The sequence below is a fragment of the Pseudomonas sp. IT-P253 genome, assembly GCF_949768125.1.
Taxonomy (GTDB): Bacteria; Pseudomonadota; Gammaproteobacteria; order Pseudomonadales; family Pseudomonadaceae; genus Aquipseudomonas.
The window spans coordinates 22898-46523 of sequence record NZ_CATKPT010000023.1 but is presented as its reverse complement, the minus strand read 5'-3'; the positions used below and the strand labels follow the sequence as shown (position 1 = coordinate 46523).

Genomic DNA, 23626 nt, shown 5'->3' with positions numbered 1-23626 from the left:
TGTGGGGTGGCCCGATGGGGTTAAGGCAGGCAAAAAAGCTGTAGGAGCGAGGCTTGCCCGCGAAGGGTGTGCCTGAAACATCGCCTCGCCTGGTTCGCCGGCAAGCCTGGCTCCTACAGAGGGCGGTGTGTTACCAGCAGATGCCTTCGGTGCGACCGGTAACGCTGGTGGCTTTGGACATGAAACCGACCAGGTCGATCACTTGCTTGCCGTGCGGTGCTTCCAGCGCCAGGGCGCGGAATTTCTCGTCACGGTTGCCGAGGATGATCACGTCGGAGTTGTTGATCACGTCGTCGAAGTCAGCGTTGAGCAAGGACGAGACGTGAGGAATCTTCGACTCGATGTAATCCTTGTTCGCACCGTGAACGCGGGCGTATTCGACGTTGCTGTCGTAGATGCTCAGGTCGTAACCCTTGCCGATCAGCATTTCCGCCAGATCAACCAGCGGGCTTTCGCGCAGGTCGTCGGTGCCGGCCTTGAAGCTCAGTCCCAGCAGGGCAACTTTGCGTTTGTCGTGGCTGGAAACGATGTCGAAGGCGTTCTGCACTTGCGATTCGTTACTGCGCATCAGCGAGTTCAGCAGCGGCGCATCGACGTCCAGCGAACCAGCGCGGAAGGTCAGGGCGCGCACATCTTTGGGCAGGCATGAACCGCCGAATGCGAAGCCAGGGCGCATGTAGTACTGCGACAGGTTCAGGGTTTTGTCCTGGCAGACCACTTCCATCACTTCGCGACCATCGACGCCGACAGCCTTGGCGATGTTGCCGATCTCGTTGGCGAAGGTCACCTTGGTGGCGTGCCACACGTTGCAGGTGTACTTGATCATCTCGGCGACAGCGATGTCCTTGCGGATGATCGGTGCGTCGAGCTCTTCGTACAGTGATTGCAGAACGTCGCCGCTAGCCTTGTCGAACTCGCCGATAACGGTCATCGGTGGCAGGTCGTAATCCGCGATCGCAGTACTTTCACGCAGGAACTCCGGGTTGACCGCCACGCCGAAGTCGACGCCTGCTTTCTTGCCGGAGCAATCTTCGAGGATCGGGATCACCACGTTGGCGACGGTACCCGGCAGCACGGTGCTGCGAACCACGATGGTGTGGCGGGAGGTCTTGTCACGCAGGACAAAACCGATCTCGCGGCACACTGCTTCGATGTAGTTCAGTTCCAGGTCGCCGTTCTTCTTGCTCGGCGTACCGACGCAGATCATCGACAAGTCGGTGTCGCGAATCGCCTCGGCGAAGTTGGTCGTACCGCGCAGACGGCCGGTCTCAATACCCTTCTGCAGAAGTTCGCCCAGACCCGGTTCAACGATCGGCGATTTGCCGGCATTGATCATATCGATCTTGTCTTTGGCAACATCGACGCCAACGACGTCGTGGCCCCGTGCAGACAGGCAACCGGCACATACTGCACCGACGTAACCCAAACCAAATATGCTGATGCGCATCGCATTTACCTCTGTGATTATCAAGCCATTACATGGCTGGAGTTAATAGTGTTCAGCGGTCATAGTGCACTACGAAGTGCGGCATGACAGACGCCACAATGCCGTGTGCAGGCATACAAAGTTCCGAGTGTCGAAATAAGCGCACTCAAGGTATGCGTAACTAGGCTTTATTGTTATGGCTTGCCCTGTTATGCAGCGCATCCTCTAGTCAGAGGACGTTCGTGCAAAGGTCTTGCGCGCTCAATGCCAGGCCGTAAGCCCGTAAATCAAGCGGTTGGGTGCTCAGATGAGCACGTTTATAGGGGCGCAGCCTTGGCCTTGTAGGGGATAGTGTTAATGCGTTATCTCCTGTCCTTCATGTGTTGCCCAAATCAGGGATTAATCAACTGAAGTTAATGTGACAACTTCGCTGCGTGAATCTCTTATCTGCGTAAGTTATCTCGTACAAGCACTGTGAGAATCGTTACCGATGGTATGAGCGACGCATTTGGACATAGTTCCTGCCCGCCCATCACGAATTATGAAATTTCTTGAAATATCGAGAAAGATGGCACTGCTTTCATATTGATAGCACTTGCCGTTTGGCCCTTTATATATAGGCTAATTATCGAATTAGATGGTTTTGTGCCACTACCGATAAAATTTTTCAGTGCCACTACTGAAAAAAATCACAGAAGTCGAGTGAAACAAAAGTTAAGAAATTGAGTGCTTGAAATTTGACGCCATAAAAATGGCGATTAGGGCGGAGATTGGGTCGACAATCAAGCGATGGCGCACGACGATTTCTTGAGATCGTGCGCCGACGATCGAGTTACTCGGGGGCGTGATCGCGCAGGAAAACCAAATTGTCCGGTTTGGACTGTTCGGCGCTGTAGCGATAGCCTTGTACATCGAATTGCTTGAGGTGTGCCGGGTCGTTGATACGCTCTTCGATGACGAAGCGGCTCATCATGCCGCGCGCTTTTTTCGCGTAGAAACTGATGATTTTGTACTGGCCGTTCTTCAGGTCCTTGAACTCGGTGTTAATGATGCGAGCGTTCAAGGCGTTGCGCTTGACCGCGGAGAAGTACTCGTTGGACGCCAGGTTCAGCAGCACGTCATCCCCTTGATCAACCAGGGCTTCGTTCAGCCATTCGCTGATCCGCGTGCCCCAGAAGGCATACAGGTCCTTACCGCGGGCATTCGACAGTTTAGTGCCCATCTCCAGTCGATATGGCTGCATCAGGTCCAGTGGGCGCAACAGGCCGTACAGGCCGGACAGCATGCGCAGGTGCTGCTGGGCATAGTCGAAATCGGCTTCGCTGAACGTCTGAGCGTTCAACCCGGTGTACACGTCTCCCTTGAACGCCAACAGTGCCTGCTTGGCGTTTTCCGGGGTGAATGCTGGCGTCCAGCTACCGAAACGCGCGGCATTGAGCCCGCCGATCTTGTCGGAGACGTGCATCAATTCACTGATTTGCGCAGGTGTCAGATCGCGCAATTGCATGATCAGCTCTTGGGAGTGATCGAGGTATTGCGGTTGGGTAAAGCGCTGGATCGCCGGCGGTGTTTCGTAATCGAGGGTCTTGGCGGGGGAAATCACCATCAGCATGAAGTCGTCTCCTTTTTTCGTGGGGGCGATTCTAGGGGGTTGTCCGTGTTGACTCCAGCTATCAAGTCCATAGGTGATGATCGGCGGCAATCTGCAACACTTGTAGGAGCGAGGCTTGCCCGCGAATACGGTGTGTCAGTCAACATCATCGGTAACTGATACACCGTATTCGCGGGCAAGCCTCGCTCCTACAGGAGATCGGTGCTGCTGCGGGAATGTGGGCGCGATCAGCTATAGTGCCGCGCGGGTTTTGTTATGGAGACGCCCCTTTGCGTATCGTTTTTCTATTGTCGGCCTGGCTGTTGAGCTTCGGTGCCCTGGCGGCGCCAAACGATGTGGCAACGTTTGACCGCGCTGCCTGGCCTGAACAGCTCGGCAGCCCGACCCTGTTCGACGTTGCATCACGGGCCGAAATACTCATGTTCGCCCGTGTCCTGCTGGCCAGTGAATCCCTGGACGAAGCGACCCTGGCCCAGCGGTTAGGCTTGCGCACGATCAATCTGGAGTCGATCAACCACCTGCGCCAGCGCATGTGGCAGCGCCTGTTGGTCAATTACAACTTCGCGCAGCAGAGCTGCGATCAGGATGCTTCTTTCTGTTTCCTGGTCGAAGACATGGAGACCCTGCGTGGGCAGGCCGCCAAGTTTAAGGTCAGCGATGACAGCTACTACATAAAGTGGGCCGAGCCGAGCCGGCTGTTCCACGCCCAGTACCTGGACGAGCAATTGCGCAAAGCGGCGCTGTTTCCGCAAACCAGCAGCGAAGTCGATCGTTTTGGCGACTACGAGCGTAATGGCGATGGGATGAATGACCGGCTGTTTTTGCTGAGCTTCGACAGTGCGGCGAATGCCTCGCCGGACAACACGGCCTGGATTGCGGAGTACCTGCGCAAGTCGAACATGAACGGCACGTTCTTCGTCCTGGGCAAGGACATCCAGGCCCGCCTGGCAGAACACTCGGTGGCCAGCCTGCAGGCGACTTACTCACAACAGTGCATCGGCGTGCAGGGTTGGGAGTTCCGCTCCCACAGCCACTGGCAGGACTGGCAGGATTCGGTGCGACGCAGCGTCGAGCTGGTTAAAAGCAAACTGCCGGAAAACTACGTCCCGCTGTTTCGTCCGCCCGATGGCCAGCGCCGTTCGGACGCCGAAGGCTTCTTCAAGTCTCAGGGATTGCAAGTGGCGCTGTGGGATATCGATGCACAGGACGGTGCGGGCAAGCTCAAAGGCAAACAGAGTGGGCAACGGGTGTTGACCCTGATGTTGCTGTGGCGCCATGGGGTGATCAACTTCAATGCGAAGCAGGATGCAGTGAAAACGGCGATGCCCTGGCTTATCACGCAAACGGCGCCAAGCGGGATCGGATGGGAAGACTGTCAGGATGCGTTTCGCTGAAACGGGGAAAGCCAACAAACGTTGGGGATGGGGCGATTTCAGGCGGGATTTCGATGCAGGCGGACTTCCGACTTTAACGGGGTGATGGCCATCCGCCTAGTGCTATTGGTCATTCTGAAAAATAAACTTCAAAAAAACGTCAAAGTACTTTTTTCTGTCATGGGTTTTGGAGTATTACGAAGACAGACCGCCGAAACCTGCAACACAGGTGGCGTCTCCCAAGACCCAGTTTGTGTGCAGTTCACTTGACTCCTCGCAGGTGAATTCGGTGGCCACTTCGAGGCGCAGCACTGTAACGGTATTGCGTCGACTGGCTCCCACAAAGGTGACCGAGTATGGATGATCACGGACGTAGTTCTTCCTCCAACCAGCCAATCCTTTATGTACTCGATACCAACGTATTGATTCACGATCCAAACGCCCTGCTTAACTTCGAAGAACACCACGTCGCGATCCCGATGACCGTGCTTGAAGAGCTGGACAAGCTCAAGAGCGGGCATCACAGCGTGGCTGCGGAATGCCGTCAGGCGATTCGCCTGATCGACAAGACGCTGGGCGATGCCAGCCCCGAAGACGTTGAACTGGGTGTGCCGATCCAGCGTGGCAAAAGTGGGCCCAAGGGCTTGCTGTCAATTCTGATGAGCAAGCGTGCCGAACCAAACATCATTCTTCCCGAACACCTGAACGACAACATCATCATCAACCAGTTGATTGACTTGCACGCGCGCGAACCAAAGCTGCCCGTCGTGCTGGTCACCAAAGACATCAACATGCGCCTCAAGGCCCGGGCGTGCGGGATCGCGGCCGAGGACTACAGCACCGACCAACTGGTCGATGACGTTTCGCTGCTGCCCAACGGTTATCACAACATGACCGGCTCCTTCTGGGACCGGGTGAGGAATGTCGAAACCCGTCAGGACCATGGCCGCACCTGGCACCAGGTGCAGTTGATCGACAACCTGCCGGCGGTGCATGTCAATGAGTTCATCATCGATGAACAGGGATTCGTTGGCTGGATCAAGGAAATCCAGAGCGACAAACTGTTGATTCTCGACCTGCATCAGGAGCCCCTGTTGCACCAGGAAGCCTGGGGCCTGAAACCGCGTGACATCTATCAGAGCCTGGCGCTGTACGCCTTGCTCGATCCAGACATCCACCTGGTCAACCTGACGGGCGCTGCCGGTTCCGGTAAAACCATCCTGGCGCTGGCGGCGGCGATCGAGCAGACCATGGTCAGCAAACGTTATCGCCGGATCATCGCTACTCGCAGTGTGCAGGGCCTGGACCAGGAAATCGGTTTCCTGCCCGGCACCGAAGCAGAAAAAATGGAGCCTTGGCTGGGCGCTATCACCGACAACCTCGAAGCCTTGCACATGGATGACGAAAACACCCATGGCAGTGTCGACTACATCCTTAGCAAGGTGCCGTTGCAGTTCAAATCCCTCAACTACATCAGGGGGCGCAGCTTCCAGCAGAGCCTGATCCTGATCGATGAATGCCAGAACCTCACGCCGCACCAGATGAAAACCATCATCACCCGTGCCGGTGCCGGTTCCAAAGTGGTGTGCCTGGGCAACCTGGCGCAAATCGACACCCCTTACCTGTCCGCGACCAGCTCCGGGCTGACGTACCTGACCGAACGCTTCAAAGACTTCCCGAACGGTGTCCACATCACCCTGCAAGGGGTGCCACGTTCGATTCTGGCCGAATACGCCGAATCGCATTTGTAAACGCCTCACCAAAACCGGGCGGCCTGAAAGCCGCCCGGTTTTTTATGCCCGACACAAAACCCCTGTAGGAGCGAGGCTTGCCCGCGAAGACGGCTGCACATCCAACATCAATCTGCCTGACGCGCCGCATTCGCGGGCAAGCCTCGCTCCTACAAAGACATAGCAATCAAACGTGCGAAAAATTGACCCGCAGGTTTACAATCGGGACTCCTGATCAGGAGTAAACCTGTGCTGACTCATCTCGATTCTCAAGGTCGCGCCAACATGGTCGACGTCACCGAAAAAGCCGTGACGTTCCGTGAGGCGACGGCCCAAGCGTTAGTGCGCATGCTGCCCGAAACCCTGCAGATGATCGTCAGCGGCGGCCACCCCAAGGGTGATGTGTTCGCCGTGGCACGGATCGCCGGCATCCAGGCCGCGAAGAAAACCAGCGACCTGATTCCGTTGTGCCATCCGCTGATGCTCACCGGGGTCAAAGTCGAGCTGAGTGCCGAAGGCGACGACACCGTGCGCATCGTCGCGCGTTGCAAGTTGTCCGGACAGACCGGCGTCGAGATGGAGGCGTTGACCGCCGCCAGTGTCGCCGCGCTGACTATCTATGACATGTGCAAGGCCGTTGATCGTGGCATGACCATCGAAAGCGTGCGCCTGCTGGAGAAAGTCGGCGGCAAGAGCGGCCATTTCCTGGCGGATCAGCCATGAACGTCACCGTGAAATTTTTTGCCCGTTACCGTGAAGCGCTGGGTGTGGACTCGGTGAAGGTCGAAGGCGACTTCGCCACCGTCGACGACGTGCGTGCGTTGCTGGCACAGCGCGACGGCAGCGAGGTGTTGCGTGAGCAGAACCTGATGTGCGCGCGCAACGAAGACCTCTGCCAGCTCGACGAGCCAGTGGTCGAAGGCGATGAAGTGGCGTTTTTTCCGACCGTAACCGGGGGCTGAGCCATGGCGATTCGCGTGCAGTCCATGGCGTTCGATCCGGGTGCTGAAGTCAACGCCATGCACGCTGCCAATGTGGGCGTCGGCGCGGTGGTGAGTTTTGTTGGCTACGTGCGCGACTTCAATGACGGTCTCGACGTTGCCGGGATGTTCCTGGAGCACTATCCGGGCATGACTGAAAAAGCCCTTGGCAAGATTGCCAGCGAGGCCGAGCAGCGCTGGCCGCTGCTCAAGCTTGAAGTGCTGCATCGCATCGGCGCCCTTGAGCCGGGCGAGCCGATTGTCTTCGTCGGCGCCGCCAGCGCCCACCGCCAGGCGGCGTTCGACGCCTGTGCCTTTGTCATGGATTACCTGAAAACCCGTGCGCCGTTCTGGAAGAAAGAAAACACCAGTGATGGACCGCGTTGGGTTGAAGGGCGTGACAGCGATCATGCGGCGGCGGATCGCTGGAAGTAGCTTGCAGCCTGTTGTTTCTTGGTTAGCTGCTTTGGCCCCATCGCGAGCAAGCTCGCTCCCACATGGACGGTGTAAATCCCTGTGGGAGCGAACCTGCTCGCGATGGGGCCATCCGCAACACCAAAAATCCCACCGACTCCCCTCCCGGCCATCGGCCGGCATAACTTCATTTGCCCCAATTGACGGCCAATACATAAAAGTCCAGTATGGAATTCCAAGTACAAAAAAGTCTTCTCCGCTTCAGCTTTTTCTTCTGTCTTGCCAAACCAACAACAAACCGCGAGAAAATGAACATGAAGAAATTCCCCCTCATCACCGGTCTGGCCCTGAGCCTGTTGGCGTGCAGCAGCCTGTTCGCCGCCGAAAAAACCTTGCGCATCGGGATCGAAGCGGCTTATCCGCCGTTCGCGTCCAAAACCGATCAAGGCGAGATTGTTGGTTTCGACTACGACATCGGCAATGCCCTGTGTGCGCAGATGAAGGCCAAGTGCGTCTGGGTCGAAGGTGAGTTCGACGGTCTGATTCCTTCCCTGAAAGTGAAGAAAATCGACATGGCGCTGTCGTCCATGACCATCAATGAAGACCGCAAGAAGTCGGTGGACTTCACTCACAAGTACTACTTCACCTCATCGCGCCTGGTGATGAAGGACGGCGCAGTCGTGGATGACCAGTACGCCAGCCTCAAGGGCAAGACTGTCGGGGTGCAGCGCGCAACCACCACTGATCGCTACGCCACTGAGGTTTTTGAACCCAAGGGCATCAACGTCAAGCGTTACGGCAACAACGAAGAGATCTACATGGACCTGGCGGCCGGTCGCCTCGATGCCATTTTTGCCGATACCATCCCGCTGAATGACTTCTTGTCGATGCCTCGTGGCAAAGGCTATGCGTTTGTCGGGCCAGAGCTCAAGGATCCGAAATACGTGGGCGAGGGCGCCGGGATTGCAGTGCGCAAGGGCAACGCTGAGTTGGTCACCGAGCTGAACACTGCCATCGACGGCATTCGCGCCAATGGCGAATACCAGAAGATCTCAGGCAAGTACTTCAAGTCTGATATCTACGGCGACTGATCGACCTGACGTTAATCCCTTCTTAACCGGCTTATCGTTTATTTCCCCCAATCTATCCACGTGCTCCGGGCTCTCAAAGCTCGGGGCCAGCGTGTAGACTTCGGGACAATCGATATCTGGAAGGGAAACGCGATGAGCGAGGAAACAATGCGGTTGGGACGTGAGCGACGCTACCTGGTGTTGCTGGGCATCATTTGCCTGGCGCTGATCGGCGGCGCGCTGTACATGCAAGTGGTTCTGGGTGAGGCGCCATGCCCGCTGTGCATCCTGCAGCGTTATGCGTTGCTGCTGATCGCGCTCTTTGCCTTCATCGGTGCCGCCATGCGTACCCGTCGCAGTATCACGGTTTTTGAAACCCTGGTGGTGATCAGCGCCCTGGCCGGCGTTGCGGTGGCCGGGCATCACGTCTATACGCAGTTCTACCCTGAGGTTAGCTGCGGCATTGATGTGCTGCAGCCGATTGTCGATGGTTTGCCTTTGGCGAAGATCTTTCCGCTGGGTTTCCAGGTGGACGGTTTCTGCTCCACACCGTATCCGCCGATTCTCGGTCTGTCCCTCGCCCAGTGGGCGCTGGTCGCCTTTGTGCTGGTCGTGATACTGGTGCCGCTGCTCACTTCGCGTAACCGTAAAGCGCTGCTCTGAGGCTATCCGCTGCACCGTTGCGTTACCCAAAAAAACGCCCCGGTCCTCGATGAGAGGGCCGGGGCGTTTTTGCATTTCAGAGGCCAGGTCAATACACCGTGATGCGCGACAACCAAGGGTGTGGCACATGTGCGACACGTTGTCACAGTAGGAGTGTCGCAAGGCATTTCGAGGTGGTGCATTGGTACCCGATTACGCAATGAAATTGGTCTTTTCAAGCGACTGAGTCCTTCTGCCCTGGAAAACCGGAACAGGCAGTTTTAACAGGCCCTGGCGAATTGCCAGAACCCTTGCCATATGGGGGCTCGGCCAGGGTCGAGGGAGGCCGAAGCGCCGTCGATACTGTCTGAACTGGGCGAGGTAGCCCTACTTATTTTGGTGTTTTTGTTGCGAATCAATTTCGATAAGATGCCGGACTTTTGCGAAACCCGTTAATGATTGTTGCTGGAATGGATAAAAATTATTTCGGGATGAGACATGGTTTATGAATCGCTACATATCTACAATCGCCCGCACCGAATACCCGGCACTGCTCATCCTGACTCAGGTGCATGAGCAGCAATAGGGTGTCGAGAGGCCGGTTGGCTTCATGCGACTCCCTGGTGTCGGAGCCTTCCGACTATCCGCACCAAATGGAATTGGTCTGTAACAAGGCCTTTGACCACGAATTCGAATAAGTACTTAACGCTGGCCCAGGATTTGTCGAACAGCGTCTGACGCGCGACGGGCAGCCCTTATTCAATCCAAGAAAAATGCCAACCCTTGGCAGGGTGAAGTGTTGGCGATCAAAACCCAACTGCATTGCGCAAGCTGCTTTAGAGGTCGTGAGATGAGTAAAAACAGGTACCCCAGATTACTAGGCTTATTGCCGCTGCTCGGCACATTGTTGCTGGGAGGCTGCAACATGACCTTGCTTGATCCCACGGGCCAGGTGGGCCTGGATGAACGAAACCTGATCATCACCGCAACGCTGCTGATGCTGTTGGTCGTCGTGCCAGTCATCGTCATGACCTTCCTGTTTGCGTGGAAATATCGTGCGTCCAACACGAGCGCCACCTACACGCCGAAGTGGTCCCACTCCACCAAGATCGAAGTCGCGGTGTGGGCTGTTCCAATCCTGATCATCATTGCCCTGGGTTACGTCACCTACAAGTCGACCCACGCGCTTGACCCGTATCGTCCGCTGGAATCCGACGTCAAGCCGATCACCGTTGAAGTGGTCGCGATGGACTGGAAGTGGCTGTTCATCTACCCGGAACAAGGCATCGCCACGGTCAACAAGCTCGTGTTCCCGGCCAACACGCCAATCAACTTCAAAATTACTTCCGACACCGTGATGAACTCGTTCTTCATCCCGGGGCTGGGCGGCCAGATCTACGCAATGGCCGGCATGGAAACCAAGCTGCACCTGATTGCCAACAAGAACGCTGAAATGGACGGTATCTCCGCCAACTACAGCGGCGCAGGTTTCACCGGCATGAAGTTCAAAGCTATCTCCACTTCTCAGGCGGATTTCGATGCCTGGGTCAGTGATGTCAAGAAGGCACCTAAACAGCTTGAAAAAGCTGAATACGAAGCCCTTTCCAAACCAAGCCAGAACAATCCAGTAGAGCTCTACTCCTCGTTCACGCCGAACCTGTTCCAGACCATCGTCGACAAGTACGAAGGCATGCAACCGGGCAAGCCAATGCACCACGAGAAGAAAGAGCACGAAATGGCCGCCATGGAAGGGATGGACATGAGTTCGCATTCAGCTGCCGGGGCAGAGGAGTAAACGATGTTTGGTAAATTAAGTTGGGAAGCGATTCCGTTCCACGAGCCGATTGTGATGATTACCATCGCCATGATCGCGCTCGGTGGTCTGGCGGTGTTCGCTGCAATCACCTATTTCAAGAAGTGGACCTACTTGTGGACCGAGTGGCTGACGTCGGTCGACCACAAGAAAATCGGCGTGATGTACATCATCGTTGCCATGGTCATGCTGCTGCGTGGTTTTGCCGACGCCATCATGATGCGTTCCCAGTTGGCCCTGGCCACCGAAGGTTCGCCTGGCTACCTGCCACCTGAACACTATGACCAGATCTTCACCGCTCACGGTGTGATCATGATCATCTTCATGGCGATGCCATTCTTCACCGGCCTGATGAACCTTGCAGTGCCGCTGCAGATCGGCGCCCGTGACGTTGCCTACCCGTTCCTGAACTCCCTGAGCTTCTGGCTGCTGGTGTCCGGCGTTGTGTTGGTCAACGTGTCCCTGGGTGTCGGCGAATTCGCCCGTACCGGTTGGGTTGCGTATCCACCGCTGTCGGAACTGGGCTACAGCCCGGGCGTGGGTGTGGACTACTACATCTGGGCGCTACAGCTATCGGGTCTAGGGACAACGCTGACGGGGGTCAACTTCCTGGCCACCGTGCTGAAAATGCGTACCCCGGGCATGAAACTGATGGACATGCCAATCTTCACCTGGACCTGCACCTGGGCCAACGTTCTGATCGTCGCTTCCTTCCCGATCCTGACCGCTACCCTGGCATTGCTGACGCTTGACCGTTACATGGATTTCCACATTTTCACCAATGAACTTGGTGGCAATCCGATGATGTACGTCAATATGTTCTGGGCCTGGGGTCACCCCGAGGTTTACATCCTGATTCTGCCGGCGTTCGGGATCTTCTCCGAAGTCATCTCGACCTTCTCCGGCAAGCGTCTGTTCGGCCACCACTCGATGGTCTACGCCAGCGGCGCGATCTCGATCCTGGGCTTCATGGTCTGGCTGCACCACTTCTTCACCATGGGGTCGGGTGCCAACGTCAACGCCTTCTTCGGCCTGGCGACGATGCTGATTTCGATTCCGACAGGGGTGAAGCTATTCAACTGGCTGTTCACCATCTATCAGGGCCGTCTGCGCATGACCAGCCAGGTTCTATGGACCCTGGGCTTCATGGTGACCTTCGCTATCGGCGGCATGACCGGCGTATTGCTGGCCATTCCGGGTGCGGACTTCGTTCTGCACAACAGCCTGTTCGTGATCGCTCACTTCCACAACGTGATCATCGGCGGCGCGGTCTTCGGCTACATCGCAGGCTTCAGCTTCTACTTCCCTAAAGCGTTCGGCTTCAAGCTGCACGAAGGTTGGGGCAAGGCAGCGTTCTGGTTCTGGATCACCGGCTTCTTCGTCGCATTCATGCCGCTCTATGTACTGGGCTTCATGGGCATGACCCGTCGTCTGAACAGCACCACCAACCCTGAGTGGACCCCGTACCTGCACGTTGCAATGTTCGGTGCGATCCTGATCGCGGTCGGTATTGCCTGCCAGTTGATCCAGCTGTACGTCAGTGTGCGTGACCGCAAAAAGCCAGAGAACATGTGCGAAGCCGGCGACCCGTGGAATGCCCACACGCTGGAGTGGTCGACCTCCTCGCCACCACCGTTCTACAACTTTGCCGTACTGCCGAAAGCCGAAGGTATCGACCCGTTCACCGAAGCCAAGGAAAACGGTACTGCGTACCGGGCGCCAGCCAGGTACGAGCCGATCCACATGCCAAACAACACCGCGACCGGCCTGGTCATGGGTGCTCTGTTGACCGTGTTCGGTTTCGCGATGATCTGGCACATCTGGTGGATGGCCATCTTCGGCCTCGCCGGTACCGTGATCTACTTCGTTATCCATGCTGCCCGTGATGACCAGGGCTATATGGTGCCGGTCGACGTGATCGAGCGCATCGAAGCCGAGCAGCACAAGCGTCTGGTAGCGGCCAAAGCAATTCCGGCCACCGCCACCCGTGTTGAAACCTCGTTGGAACAGGCTTAAACCATGTCGAACTTAGTGACCAATGCTGGACACACCCATGTCGATGGACATGGGCATGATGACCATCACCACGACTCGGGCGAGATGACCGTATTCGGTTTCTGGCTCTACCTGATGACCGACTGCATTTTGTTTGCGTCGATCTTCGCGGTGTACGCGGTACTGGTTAACAACGTAGCGGGTGGCCCGTCGGGCCACGACATCTTCGAACTGCCTTACGTGTTGGGCGAAACCGCCTGCCTGTTGCTCAGCTCGATTACCTACGGCTTCGCCATGCTGGCGTTGTTCAAGGGCAACAAGAAGGCTGTATTGGGCTGGTTGGCGATTACCTTCCTGTTCGGCCTGGGCTTCATCGGCATGGAGATCAACGAGTTCCACGCATTGATTTCCGAAGGCTACGGTCCTAACCGCAGCGGTTTCCTGTCCGGGTTCTTCACCCTGGTCGGTACCCACGGTGTGCACGTAACCAGCGGTCTGATCTGGATGGCGATCATGATGTATCAGGTCAACAAACATGGCCTGACGTCGACCAACAAGACCCGCCTGAGCTGCCTGAGCCTGTTCTGGCACTTCCTGGACGTGGTGTGGATCTGCGTATTCACCGTTGTTTACCTGATGGGGACTCTGTAATGGCTAATGCAGCTCACTCACACCATGGCCACGACAGTCACGACGACAGCCACGGCAGCGTCAAGTCCTATGCCATCGGTTTCATCCTGTCGGTGATCCTGACGATCATTCCTTTCGGCCTGGTGATGTACCCATCGCTGCCGAAAGTCTGGACGCTGTGGATCGTATTGGCCTTCGCAGTCATCCAGGTGCTCGTTCACCTGGTGTACTTCCTCCACCTGGACCGTTCCGCTGCCCAGCGTAACAACGTGATCGCGTTTATCTTCGCGGCACTGGTCATCGTCCTGTTGGTTGGCTTGTCGCTGTGGATCATGTTCAGCATCCACACCGTCATGATGGCGCACTGAGGAAAGTCCGGATGTCCTTTAAGCACTTTATCCAAATCACCAAACCGGGGATCATTTTCGGTAACGTGCTTTCTGTGGCAGGCGGATTTTTCCTGGCCTCGAAAGGGCATGTCGATCTGGCCATTTTCCTGGCTGCGATGATCGGCACGTCCCTGGTCGTCGCCTCTGGTTGCGTGTTCAACAACTGCATCGACCGCGACATCGACCTGAAGATGGAACGCACAAAAAACCGGGTGCTGGTCCAGGGCTTGATCTCCCTGAAACTGGCGCTGGTGTACGCGACCGTCCTCGGTGTTGCCGGCGTTGCCTTGTTGTACAAGGTGGCCAACCCGCTGGCCGCACTGTTCGCGGTGATCGGTTTTGTCATCTACGTCGGCTTCTACAGCCTGTACCTCAAGCGCAAGTCGGTTCACGGCACGCTGGTGGGCAGTCTGTCGGGCGCGATGCCGCCGGTGATCGGCTACGTGGCGGTCACCAACAGCTTCGATATGGCCGCACTGACGTTGCTGGTGATGTTCAGCCTGTGGCAGATGCCGCATTCCTACGCCATCGCGATTTTCCGCTTCAACGATTACCTGGCCGCATCGATCCCGGTGTTGCCCGTGAAGCGCGGAATCGAAGTGGCCAAGAAGCACATCCTGCTCTACATCCTGGCGTTCCTCGTGGCGACCTTGATGCTGACCTTCAGCGGCTACGCCGGCATGAGCTACCTCGCCGTCGCCGCGGCCATGGGCATGTACTGGTTGTACATGGCCTGGACCGGCTACAAGGCAGTGGATGACACGGTCTGGGCACGCAAGCTGTTCGTGTTCTCGATCTTCACCATTACCGCGTTGAGCGTGATGATGTCCCTGGACTTCAAAGTGCCGAGTGAGTTGTTGCTGACTTACGCGCCTTAAGCGTCGGACGATGCAAAAAAAGCCCCGCCTTTGAGAGAAGCGCGGGGCTTTTTGTTGGGTGTTTTCTGGTGGGCCGAGTCGCCCCTTTCGCGAGCAAGCCCGCTCCCACACTTGATTGGCGTCGGTCACAAAAGTGCTGGCAACGCCGATCAAGTGTGGGAGCGGGCTTGCTCGCGAAGGCCGCGCCGCGGTGTATCGGGCAATAGGAAGTTATAAATAGTTATAGTGAGAAAAGGCTATAACTGCATATAAGTAGGTAGATGTCTTTTTGAGCCTGTAAAACGGAATAAAGAGCCCCGAGTTTCGAGAGAAACGGGGCTTTTTCATTCAAATACGGTTGTTACACGGTGCTTCGAGTACTTTCACCACATCATCGATCACTGCTTTGCTCATCTCCTGCAGGAAGTGCGAGGCCCAGGCGTGTCGATCGCTGTCGCGCACCATGGCTGCATCGGTGGCGAGTAGTTTGGCGACGTGGAGCAGGTCAGAGGCGTGGGACAGAGCGGCGATAATCGGGACCCCTGCGTTGATGCGGAACAGTGGCTCGTTGGCGTGATAGGAGAAGGGGGTGAGGCCGATGGTTTTCAGGTCCTTGGGGTTGGTCATTGGGGTTCACCTTCCGTTGGTTGCGCGGTGGTGAGGGATGACCGATAAAGCAGATGGATTAGTAGCGTTCATTAGCAACTCCTATGGATCAGTAGAGCTGCCACATTCGTTATCAGGCGAATGGGTGGCAGCTGTGCACAGGCTGATAAACCGGTCATAGGCACCCGGCAGACCCGAAGGTCTCCCGCGCACAGCCGCCATTGCACGATTTTGCAGGCATAAAAAAACGCCGACAATCGTGAGGGGCGCTGAGGCGCCTATATGTTACCCGGGTTATCAGGCCCGGTCGCTGAATTGGCAGCGACGGGGCGAAGTTAGCGTGTGGATACCGGATTGCACAATCGTAGCGATCTGCTGGCCGGGGAGGTCAGCGGCATGCATTTGGACACTGCAATCCCTGTGGGAGCGCGCTTGCTCGCGAAAGCGGTGTGTCAGGCAACATTGATGCTGGATGTGACGGCCTCTTCGCGAGCAGGCTCGCTCCCACAGTGGATCGGTGTTGCCGCAAATTTAGAGTACGACGCTGCTTCCCTGTGGGAGCGGGCCTGCGAGCAATGGCCGCACCGGGATGCCTCGCCGAACGCGATCCATGTAGTAGCTGCCGAAGGCTGCGTTCGGCTGCGCAGCAGTCGCCAATTCGGGCGACACGGTTTGACTGAAAGATAGCAGTGTTGTTTTACGACTGCTGCGCAGCCGAACGCAGCCTTCGGCAGCTGCTACAGGGATCGGTGTGCTTAGTTGTCGAGCAATCGGAAGAACCGTTCGCGAACCTGCAGGCTATCGCTGTGCGCCACATTGAAACGCAGGAAGTGACTGGCATCGTGCGCTTTGCTGAGTAGGGTGCCGGGAGCCAGCACCAGGTTATTTTCCAGGCCTTTTCTGGCCAGGGTTTCAGCGTGCAATCCCTCTGGCAATCTCGTCCAGATAAACAGCCCTTCACCCGGCAGCGAGGACACCGAACACCCAGCCTCTTCCAGCCAGCGCGCCACCCGACTGCTCGACTCATACAGCCGATCCACCGTGCGCCGCGCATGTTTGGTGTAGCTGCCGTCACTGAGCATGGTGCACGTAATCTGCTCCGCCAGCTCCGAGGTCACACCGCCGCAGGCCATTTTCAGGGCGACCAGCCGCGCCGCCAGTTGCGGTGACAACACCGCATAACTGACGCGACTGTTGGCGGTCAGTGTCTTGGAGAAACCGGAGATGTAACTGACATTGTCCAACCCGCTCGCCGCCAGACGCGGCGTGCGGCGTTGTTGAATGTCGCAGTACAAGTCGTCTTCGAGGATATGGAAACCGTACCGGTGGCTCAGCTCCAGCAAGCGATACACCTGCGCCGGGGAGAACGAGTGCCCGGTCGGGTTATGCAATGTGCTGTTGGTCATGTAGAGCACGGGCTTGTGAGCAATCAACAACTGCTCGAACGCCTCCAGATCCATGCCGTCGCAGTCCCGGGCGATGGTAATCACCTTCGCGCCGTGCAGCGCCAGATTGGCGTGCATGTTGAAGTAGCACGGATCATCGAGCAGCACCGTGTCGCCGGGCTTGATCAACAGTCGCATCAGCAGGTCGATGGCCTGCATGGTGTTGGCGGTGGTGATGATCTGGTCCACCGGGACTTCAATACCGAAGGTCGACAGTTTCACCCGCAATGCCTGACGCAGTGGCAGGTACCCCCCCGCGACACCGTATTCGCCCATCCGCAGACTTGTCGCGCGCAAGGTGCCGCGCACCGCTTTGAGCAATTCGTCAGCCGGCAGCCACGAGGTCGGCAGGAATCCGCAGCCGGGGCGCAGTGCGCCGTTGTCCAGCAACAGGGCGCGGCGGACCACGCTGAGGGTGTCTTGAGGCTGCAGGTCCGGAGCTGCGTTAGTCGGGCTCGTGGCGCTGGCGCGGTGCACGTAATGCCCCGAACCCTGGCGTGAAACCACCAGGCCCTTGGCCCGCAAGCGGTCCAGAGCGTCGACCACCGTCGATTTGCCCACGTTCATCAAGTCGGAGAGTTCGCGAATCGGTGGCAGTTTGGCCCCGTGAGGCAAGCCGCCCTGGCTGATCGCTACAGACAACTGATCGACGATCTGCTGGACCAGCGGCACTCCAGGCTGGAACTCGATGGCGGCGATCACTGCTCGCTGAGCCTGCATTTTACTGGTCTCTCCAGCAGTAAAGTTCGTTTGATTCTATACGAACTTGCTCTGATCAGAACAAGCCTCTCTCTCTACCATCAACTTACAGACTTTTCTGCGCGCGCGCGGCTGGCGTTCGCGCAATCGCACGGTTCAAGAGGTGTTGCATGAGTGTCGAGACAACGGTCGCCCTGGCCAAGCCGGTAATCAACATCCGCCTGTTCACGATCCGGATCATTACCGCCGTGTCGCTGTTCGCGGTACTGGGCAAGGCCAACGTCTGGCTCGATACCGCCACCAACAGCATCCTCGCCCTCGGTTATCGGGCCTTGTTGTTGCTGTTGCCACTGACTTTGTTGGTGTTGGGCCGGCGTTCCCTGAGCGTCACGCTGCTGTGCGCGGCGCTCGGGCTGGTATTGCTCGCGGTCACCAGCAACCAGGGCATGGTGATGTTCGCCGCCGCGTTGTTCGCCTACGGCATTGCGATTGCCGGTTACCTGATCAAGAGCGAAGCGGCCCAGACCAAAGAGGGCGCGGCCTACAACCGGGTGGCAATGAACATGGGCAGCCTGGTGGCCGGTTTGATCCTGCTATCGCCGCTGCTGACCCCGACGATGTTCTTCCTCGGTGCCGCCAGTTTCGTCCTGCTGTGCCTGCCCATCGCCATGGGCGCGACATTCACCACACAACCGGTGGTAGCCAGCCCGGCAACCCGGGACGGCAGTGGCTGGCGCAACAAACTGCCGTGGGTGATCGCGGGCATCATCATGGGCATCAAGTTATTTGGCGTGTTCTCGATCCTGCCGCAAGCCATCCTCCTCCAAACCGGTGAACTGCCGGCCTGGTATGGCTTGATGCTGATCCTCAACAGTGCCGTGGTGGTGTTCGCCCAAGTGCCGGTGATGAAACTGATCGAGTGCACCGGGCGCTTCAAGGTGGTCGCCGTGATCGGGATCATCATCGGCGGATTTGCGGTGCTCTCGTCCCCGGCGGCCTTCCACGTCGAAACCCTCGCCGGTGCGCTGATCTGGGTGGCGCTGCTGTCCCTCGCCGAGTGCGCGTTCAGCTACCTCGATTACTTCTCGGTCAAACAAAACAACATGTTCGTCAAGGAAGTCTCCCTTGGCGTCGGTGCCGGGCTGACGGTGCTGATCATGCGGGTCGCGCCGCCGCCCTACAACGCTCTGGTGCTGGCTGCCATTGGCGCGGGCGGGATTCTGGCCTGGTACTGGCTCAACCGTAAATCCAACGCTTCGTTGCACGAATGAGCCATCGGTTTTCAGTTTTCTCTTCATAGGTCGGGTGCTTCATGAATACGACATCTTGCGTAGTAGTGGTTGGGTACAACGGCAATCGGGTACACGATATCCATAAATTGCGCGATCTCTGCAAGGAGCTCTACAACGCCCGCCTGATCCTGCTGGTCGAGAAGATTCAGCCCGGTGACGATCAGGTAGCGGACCACGTGTGCAGCACCTCGCTGGCAGCGCAAGACGTTGCTGCCTCCCTGGAACTGGTGGCGGGTTGCCTGAATGCCGACAGCTGGAAGCTGATCGGAGTGCTACCGTTTTCCGACCGTGGCGTGCTGCTCGGCGCGGCGCTCGCCACGCATTACGGCCTGCCGGGCATTGCGCCGGGCGAGGCGCGGGCCGGGTTGGACAAGCAGATTTTTCGCCGGCTGGAGGCGACTGCCGACACGTCGCCGGATGACTATCGCCCGGTCTTTTCCACACGCATCGAGAGCCTCTGCGAACTGCGCCAGCGAGTCGTCGAACTGGGTGGCAGAGCCTTCATCAAACCGGCCTGCGAAGGCGCGAGCAGAGGTTGCAGGGTGATCCATCATCCCTCGGAATGCGATGAAGCCTGGCAGGCGCTCAAGCCGTATCGCGATGGCGGCATCGTCCTTGAAGAACTGATCCAGAACGCACGGGAATACAGTTGGGATTACGTCGCCGGCAGCACGTGGGTCACCGAGAAAACCACCACTGAAGGCGCCTATCGCGCGGAAATCCAGCAAGTGGTACCCGCGCCATTGGCCGCGGACGTCCAGGCTCGATTGTCGGCTGCCGGTCGGCACATGTCCGGGTTGGTCTCGCTGGATAACGGCGCCTATCACAACGAAATTTTCCTGCGCCGCGATGGCCTGACCTCGGCGGTGGAAACCAACATGCGCCCTGGGGGCATGCACATCTGGGATCTGGCCCGTCTGGCATTTGTCGATTTCGATCCGTGGGAGCGCTGGGTCAGGTGGGCGGTGGAAGGCAAGACCGAGCATCTCGATCCTGTCGCAAGGGGCTATTGCGGCATCCGTTTGCTCAGAGCCCCGGCGGGGGGCCTATTGCGCGGCGCACCGGACATCGAGTCGCTGGCCCGGGAACTGAACATCGAACTGGTGGAAGCGGTATATGCCAAGCGCGTCGGTGATTCGGTCACGGCGCTGGTGCAAGACAACACCTCGTTCATCGGCCACATCGTGCTGTTCTGCGAGGACTACGGGCAGCTCAGCGACAACCTGCTGCGCCTGGCCGAGGCGATCGAGTCTCGCGTCGAAGTGGCCTGCCTGGCCGCCCCGGCGAGAGCCGTGGGTTGAGTCACCGGGATCAATGTTTTTTGCAGTATTGATTAAGAGGGCTGGATAAATGATTGAGCAAATGAGCTGTGATGAGCGCTTCATCATGCTGGCAAAAGAACTCGGCTACGACATCTACGGTGAAAACACGGCGGGCGGGCATTACGCGCCGCTGATTCGGCACCACGATGAGCTATACGTCAGTGGGCTGGTGCCGCGCATGAACGGCAAAATCCAGTACCCCGGCCGAGTGGGGCAGGAGCTCAGTCTGTCCGATGCGCAAGCGGCAGCCAGTATCAGCGCCATGCGCGGGCTGGCATTGATCGTGGATGCCATCGGCTCACTGGATAAAATAAAATCGTTGATACGGGTCACTGTTTATGTGAAATCAACGGCAGACTTTGTCGATCTCAGTGAAGTCGCGAATGGGGCTTCGGATGTCTTCAGTCATGTGCTGGGCGATGCCGGTAAACATACGCGAACAACGGTGGGGGTTTATCAACTGCCAAAAAACGCTGCGATAGAAGTGGACATGATCGTGGCCTTGCGGCCTTCGGTGTTATAAATAAATTCGCACGGCTTTACAGTGCCGAATGGTTAACCTAAGGTTCGGCGCTTAAGTGGGAAGAACAACGCGGAGCGTGCGAATGGATAACTTTCAAGGTGCGTTTTTTTCATATGATGAATTTCGTAAAAGTTTGCACTATCAAACCGCCAGTCCTCGGGTGTGGAAAGGTGCTGAACTAGCGGATATGCGTCAAACCCTCGAGGGCAGTGAGGTGGATATCGTCGCCCTGGCCCACGACAAAAGCATCAAGGGGTGCGAAGTGACACCGGGAATGGCCATGGCCATGCAATGGTTGAAACCGGGCGCTGTGCTGAACGGGCACGTGCATTCCTGGTGGCACCTGTTCGTCATTCAGTCCGGCTGCGGTGCCTTGACCCTGGGCGATGCTGATGAAGTGACCGTCAGCCTTGGCGACGTCCTTTTGGTGCCGGCCTGGACGAAACACGGGTTCGTCAACACCAGCGCCGTCGAGCCGCTGGCGATGTTGAACATGAGCAACATGCCGCAAATGGCGCTACTTTCGAACTTTGCCGACAGCCACGGGCTGATCACTCAAGCGTAATGTCCTTCGTTTTGCCCAAGGGAGTCGGCGTCCGCGGACTCCCTTTTTTCATTTCTGTGGAGCGCTCCCGACCTGTCTGTCGGTTTGCCTGTGGGTACTTTCTGTATCGATAGAAACAGGCAATTTCTGTATCTATTCAGCTTCCAGCCAACTAATTACGATCACTTCAATGCCTGTTAACCAGTGCAGTTAATGAAATGGAGTGGTCTATGGAAAGCACGAAACTTAAACTCTATGTCGGTGTGGATTTTGTCAGTGCGTTTGCGATGTCGGCGTTTGTTGCGCTGAAGGAGAAGCAACTTTCGTTTGATCTGGTTACGGTGAATTTGAAAGGGCGTGATAACTATCTAGCGCCTTATCGCGATGTGTCGTTAACGTGCAAAGTTCCAACATTAGTTCATGATGATTTTACATTGTCGGAATCATCGGCCATCGCTGAGTATCTCGATGAACTCTCTCCCGGTCATAAAAGACTATTACCGCTGGACATCAAGCAGCGTGCCCGCGCCCGTCAACTGCAAGCCTGGTTGCGCAGCGATCTGTTGGTCATTCGCAAAGAGCGTCCGGCGGATCTTATTTACTTCGGTAAAAAAGATAACCCACTGTCCGAGGAAGCCCTGGCGGCCGTAGACAGGCTGTTCTTTGTCGCCGATCGGTTGTTGGAGGGAGGCGCGGAGAATCTGTTCGGTGACTGGAGCATTGCCGACACGGACCTGGCGATCATGCTCAACCGCCTGGTCGCCAATGGCGATCAAGTTCCCGCGCGACTGGCCGCTTATGTGCGCCGGCAGTGGGACCGCGACAGCGTTCGGGCATGGATGGACATAGAGCGCGCAGCGCCTGCCATCCAGTAACCCCGCCAGGACATCACCAGGAGCGCTGCCATGCAAGGAATGTCGGAGCAGGAAAGATACAAGCCCTATAACTCACGCACCATTCGCGACACGCCGTACTGGCACAAACTCACGCCGGCGTTGCAGGAAGCCATGACCGTCGTTGCTCGCGTCATGCCGTTTCGCACCAATGAATATGTCCTGGGGACGCTGATCGACTGGAACAACATCCCGGACGATCCGATTTTCCGCATGACCTTCCCCCACCAGGACATGTTGCTGCCGGACGAGTACGCCTCGCTCAAGCGCCTGATCGAACGGGACGACACCATCGCCATCAAGCGTCAGATCGAGGCGATCTGGCTGCGCATGAACCCGCATCCGGCCGGCCAGCTGACGCACAACGGCGTGACGCTCGACGGAAAAGTCCTTTTGGGCATTCAGCACAAGTACCGCGAAACCGTGCTGTTTTTCCCCGGTGCCGGTCAGACCTGTCACGCCTACTGCACGTTCTGTTTCCGCTGGGCGCAGTTCATCGGTGAGGAAGAACTCAAGTTCAACGCGCGTGAATCCCAGGAGCTGGTGAATTATCTGGGGGTACACACCGAAGTGACCGATGTGCTGATCACCGGTGGCGATCCGATGATCATGAACACCCGCTCACTGGCCGGGTACATCGAGCCGCTGCTGGAACTGCCCCACCTGAAAAGCATCCGCATCGGCACCAAATCCGTGGCGTATTGGCCGCAACGGTTTGTCAGCGACAAGGACGCGCCCGAACTGCTTGAACTGTTTAAACGGATCGTTGCGGCGGGGAAAAACCTCTCGATCATGGGCCACTACAACCACCCGATAGAGATCCGTCAGGACATCGCTCGCCAGGCCGTCGAACGCATTCGTTCCACCGGTGCGACCTTGCGCATGCAGGCCCCCCTGATTCGGCACATCAACGAAAACCCCGCCGATTGGGCTGCGCTCTGGACCGAAGGCGTTCGACTCGGCGCGGTGCCCTATTACCTGTTCGTCGAGCGCGATACCGGCCCCAGCCATTACTTCGCGATGCCGCTGGCTCGCACGTTCGAGATCTTTCAGGCGGCCTATCGAACCGTATCGGGGCTGGCACGCACGGTTCGCGGGCCTTCCATGAGCACCTTCTACGGCAAGGTATTGATCAACGGTATCGAGACCGTCGCAGGAGAAAAAGTCTTTGTGCTGCAGTTTCTCCAGGCCCGCGATCCGCAATGGGTATTGCGAACGTTTTTTGCGCGATTCGATCCGCAGGCGACCTGGTTCGATGAGTTGCGGCCGGCGTTTGGTGAGCGCTCGTTCTTCTTTCAGACCGAGCCGGTGGCCGCCCCCGAATTAATACCGGTCCTGCTGGAAACGGCGTAGGACGATTCATCAGGAGAT

Annotated in this window: 22 protein-coding genes; 18 read left to right on the top strand and 4 right to left on the bottom strand. The window is 57.4% G+C overall.

The window, feature by feature from the left end; all coding sequences use genetic code 11:
- Positions 1 to 130 precede the first annotated feature (130 nt).
- A complete protein-coding gene (locus tag ACM6IR_RS14790; protein ID WP_414908409.1) occupies positions 131 to 1447 on the bottom strand; it encodes a nucleotide sugar dehydrogenase in 1317 nt (438 codons plus the stop codon).
- A gap of 811 nt (positions 1448 to 2258) precedes the next feature.
- Positions 2259 to 3038 (bottom strand): peroxide stress protein YaaA, encoded by a 780-nt coding sequence (gene yaaA, locus ACM6IR_RS14785; RefSeq protein ID WP_414908408.1) that lies wholly within the window; start codon positions 3036 to 3038, stop codon positions 2259 to 2261.
- Positions 3039 to 3307: 269 nt separating this feature from the next.
- Here yaaA and ACM6IR_RS14780 point away from each other — a divergent pair, with 269 nt between their 5' ends.
- From ACM6IR_RS14780 to cyoE, 12 genes are all read left to right on the top strand, one after another.
- Positions 3308 to 4432, top strand: a complete 1125-nt coding sequence (locus ACM6IR_RS14780; RefSeq protein ID WP_414908407.1) for a polysaccharide deacetylase family protein — start codon at positions 3308 to 3310, stop codon at positions 4430 to 4432.
- Between the two features lie 335 nt (positions 4433 to 4767).
- A complete protein-coding gene (locus tag ACM6IR_RS14775) occupies positions 4768 to 6162 on the top strand; it encodes a PhoH family protein (protein ID WP_414908406.1) in 1395 nt (464 codons plus the stop codon).
- Between the two features lie 228 nt (positions 6163 to 6390).
- Complete coding sequence (gene moaC, locus ACM6IR_RS14770) at positions 6391 to 6864, top strand: cyclic pyranopterin monophosphate synthase MoaC (RefSeq protein ID WP_414908405.1); 474 nt, start codon at positions 6391 to 6393, stop codon at positions 6862 to 6864.
- Complete coding sequence (gene moaD, locus ACM6IR_RS14765) at positions 6861 to 7103, top strand: molybdopterin converting factor subunit 1 (protein WP_414908404.1); 243 nt, start codon at positions 6861 to 6863, stop codon at positions 7101 to 7103. The genes moaC and moaD overlap by 4 nt, the downstream gene beginning before the upstream one ends.
- 3 nt (positions 7104 to 7106) lie before the next feature.
- Positions 7107 to 7556 (top strand): molybdopterin synthase catalytic subunit MoaE, encoded by a 450-nt coding sequence (gene moaE, locus ACM6IR_RS14760; protein WP_414908403.1) that lies wholly within the window; start codon positions 7107 to 7109, stop codon positions 7554 to 7556.
- A gap of 293 nt (positions 7557 to 7849) precedes the next feature.
- The gene (locus ACM6IR_RS14755) at positions 7850 to 8626 is read left to right on the top strand and encodes an ABC transporter substrate-binding protein (protein ID WP_414908402.1); all 777 of its coding nucleotides are present in this window, start codon (positions 7850 to 7852) and stop codon (positions 8624 to 8626) included.
- Positions 8627 to 8758: 132 nt separating this feature from the next.
- Positions 8759 to 9268 carry a disulfide bond formation protein B gene (locus ACM6IR_RS14750; RefSeq protein ID WP_414908401.1) on the top strand — a complete coding sequence of 170 codons (510 nt, stop codon included), beginning with the start codon at positions 8759 to 8761 and terminating at the stop codon, positions 9266 to 9268.
- 829 nt (positions 9269 to 10097) lie between these two features.
- Entirely contained in the window at positions 10098 to 11042 is a 945-nt protein-coding gene (gene cyoA, locus ACM6IR_RS14745; protein WP_414908400.1) for a ubiquinol oxidase subunit II, read from the top strand.
- Between the two features lie 3 nt (positions 11043 to 11045).
- Positions 11046 to 13076 carry a cytochrome o ubiquinol oxidase subunit I gene (gene cyoB / locus ACM6IR_RS14740; RefSeq protein ID WP_414908399.1) on the top strand — a complete coding sequence of 677 codons (2031 nt, stop codon included), beginning with the start codon at positions 11046 to 11048 and terminating at the stop codon, positions 13074 to 13076.
- A gap of 3 nt (positions 13077 to 13079) precedes the next feature.
- Positions 13080 to 13706 (top strand): cytochrome o ubiquinol oxidase subunit III, encoded by a 627-nt coding sequence (locus ACM6IR_RS14735; RefSeq protein ID WP_201114770.1) that lies wholly within the window; start codon positions 13080 to 13082, stop codon positions 13704 to 13706.
- A complete protein-coding gene (cyoD, locus tag ACM6IR_RS14730) occupies positions 13706 to 14053 on the top strand; it encodes a cytochrome o ubiquinol oxidase subunit IV (protein ID WP_414908398.1) in 348 nt (115 codons plus the stop codon). The genes ACM6IR_RS14735 and cyoD overlap by 1 nt, the downstream gene beginning before the upstream one ends.
- 11 nt (positions 14054 to 14064) lie before the next feature.
- Positions 14065 to 14952: a heme o synthase gene (cyoE, locus tag ACM6IR_RS14725; RefSeq protein WP_414908397.1), complete on the top strand. Its 888-nt coding sequence runs from the start codon at positions 14065 to 14067 to the stop codon at positions 14950 to 14952.
- Positions 14953 to 15279: 327 nt separating this feature from the next.
- Here the strand turns inward: cyoE and ACM6IR_RS14720 are convergent, their stop codons facing one another.
- Together ACM6IR_RS14720 and ACM6IR_RS14715 are read right to left on the bottom strand one after the other, a co-directional pair.
- Positions 15280 to 15558, bottom strand: a complete 279-nt coding sequence (locus ACM6IR_RS14720; protein ID WP_414908396.1) for a DUF3077 domain-containing protein — start codon at positions 15556 to 15558, stop codon at positions 15280 to 15282.
- 734 nt (positions 15559 to 16292) lie between these two features.
- Complete coding sequence (locus ACM6IR_RS14715) at positions 16293 to 17702, bottom strand: PLP-dependent aminotransferase family protein (RefSeq protein ID WP_414908395.1); 1410 nt, start codon at positions 17700 to 17702, stop codon at positions 16293 to 16295.
- Between the two features lie 149 nt (positions 17703 to 17851).
- Between ACM6IR_RS14715 and ACM6IR_RS14710 the strand changes: the two genes are divergently transcribed.
- From ACM6IR_RS14710 to ACM6IR_RS14685, 6 genes are all read left to right on the top strand, one after another.
- Positions 17852 to 18952, top strand: a complete 1101-nt coding sequence (locus ACM6IR_RS14710) for a hypothetical protein (protein ID WP_414908394.1) — start codon at positions 17852 to 17854, stop codon at positions 18950 to 18952.
- 41 nt (positions 18953 to 18993) lie between these two features.
- A complete protein-coding gene (locus ACM6IR_RS14705; RefSeq protein ID WP_414908393.1) occupies positions 18994 to 20274 on the top strand; it encodes a biotin carboxylase in 1281 nt (426 codons plus the stop codon).
- Positions 20275 to 20323: 49 nt separating this feature from the next.
- Positions 20324 to 20818: a RidA family protein gene (locus ACM6IR_RS14700; RefSeq protein WP_414908392.1), complete on the top strand. Its 495-nt coding sequence runs from the start codon at positions 20324 to 20326 to the stop codon at positions 20816 to 20818.
- 82 nt (positions 20819 to 20900) lie between these two features.
- Entirely contained in the window at positions 20901 to 21383 is a 483-nt protein-coding gene (locus ACM6IR_RS14695) for a cupin domain-containing protein (protein ID WP_414908391.1), read from the top strand.
- 209 nt (positions 21384 to 21592) lie between these two features.
- A complete protein-coding gene (gene yfcF / locus ACM6IR_RS14690) occupies positions 21593 to 22237 on the top strand; it encodes a glutathione transferase (RefSeq protein ID WP_414908390.1) in 645 nt (214 codons plus the stop codon).
- A gap of 30 nt (positions 22238 to 22267) precedes the next feature.
- Positions 22268 to 23608, top strand: a complete 1341-nt coding sequence (locus ACM6IR_RS14685) for a KamA family radical SAM protein (RefSeq protein WP_414908389.1) — start codon at positions 22268 to 22270, stop codon at positions 23606 to 23608.
- Positions 23609 to 23626: the final 18 nt, after the last annotated feature.

Bases quoted from the DNA above. Each gene is read 5' to 3' on its own strand.
- ACM6IR_RS14790 (WP_414908409.1), bottom strand. From the start codon at position 1,447: ATGCGCATCAGCATATTTGGTTTGGGTTACGTCGGTGCAGTATGTGCC.
- yaaA (WP_414908408.1), bottom strand. From the start codon at position 3,038: ATGCTGATGGTGATTTCCCCCGCCAAGACCCTCGATTACGAAACACCG.
- ACM6IR_RS14775 (WP_414908406.1), top strand. From the start codon at position 4,768: ATGGATGATCACGGACGTAGTTCTTCCTCCAACCAGCCAATCCTTTAT.
- moaD (WP_414908404.1), top strand. From the start codon at position 6,861: ATGAACGTCACCGTGAAATTTTTTGCCCGTTACCGTGAAGCGCTGGGT.
- moaE (WP_414908403.1), top strand. From the start codon at position 7,107: ATGGCGATTCGCGTGCAGTCCATGGCGTTCGATCCGGGTGCTGAAGTC.
- ACM6IR_RS14755 (WP_414908402.1), top strand. From the start codon at position 7,850: ATGAAGAAATTCCCCCTCATCACCGGTCTGGCCCTGAGCCTGTTGGCG.
- ACM6IR_RS14750 (WP_414908401.1), top strand. From the start codon at position 8,759: ATGAGCGAGGAAACAATGCGGTTGGGACGTGAGCGACGCTACCTGGTG.
- cyoA (WP_414908400.1), top strand. From the start codon at position 10,098: ATGAGTAAAAACAGGTACCCCAGATTACTAGGCTTATTGCCGCTGCTC.
- cyoB (WP_414908399.1), top strand. From the start codon at position 11,046: ATGTTTGGTAAATTAAGTTGGGAAGCGATTCCGTTCCACGAGCCGATT.
- ACM6IR_RS14735 (WP_201114770.1), top strand. From the start codon at position 13,080: ATGTCGAACTTAGTGACCAATGCTGGACACACCCATGTCGATGGACAT.
- cyoD (WP_414908398.1), top strand. From the start codon at position 13,706: ATGGCTAATGCAGCTCACTCACACCATGGCCACGACAGTCACGACGAC.
- cyoE (WP_414908397.1), top strand. From the start codon at position 14,065: ATGTCCTTTAAGCACTTTATCCAAATCACCAAACCGGGGATCATTTTC.
- ACM6IR_RS14720 (WP_414908396.1), bottom strand. From the start codon at position 15,558: ATGACCAACCCCAAGGACCTGAAAACCATCGGCCTCACCCCCTTCTCC.
- ACM6IR_RS14715 (WP_414908395.1), bottom strand. From the start codon at position 17,702: ATGCAGGCTCAGCGAGCAGTGATCGCCGCCATCGAGTTCCAGCCTGGA.
- ACM6IR_RS14710 (WP_414908394.1), top strand. From the start codon at position 17,852: ATGAGTGTCGAGACAACGGTCGCCCTGGCCAAGCCGGTAATCAACATC.
- ACM6IR_RS14705 (WP_414908393.1), top strand. From the start codon at position 18,994: ATGAATACGACATCTTGCGTAGTAGTGGTTGGGTACAACGGCAATCGG.
- ACM6IR_RS14700 (WP_414908392.1), top strand. From the start codon at position 20,324: ATGATTGAGCAAATGAGCTGTGATGAGCGCTTCATCATGCTGGCAAAA.
- ACM6IR_RS14695 (WP_414908391.1), top strand. From the start codon at position 20,901: ATGGATAACTTTCAAGGTGCGTTTTTTTCATATGATGAATTTCGTAAA.
- yfcF (WP_414908390.1), top strand. From the start codon at position 21,593: ATGGAAAGCACGAAACTTAAACTCTATGTCGGTGTGGATTTTGTCAGT.
- ACM6IR_RS14685 (WP_414908389.1), top strand. From the start codon at position 22,268: ATGCAAGGAATGTCGGAGCAGGAAAGATACAAGCCCTATAACTCACGC.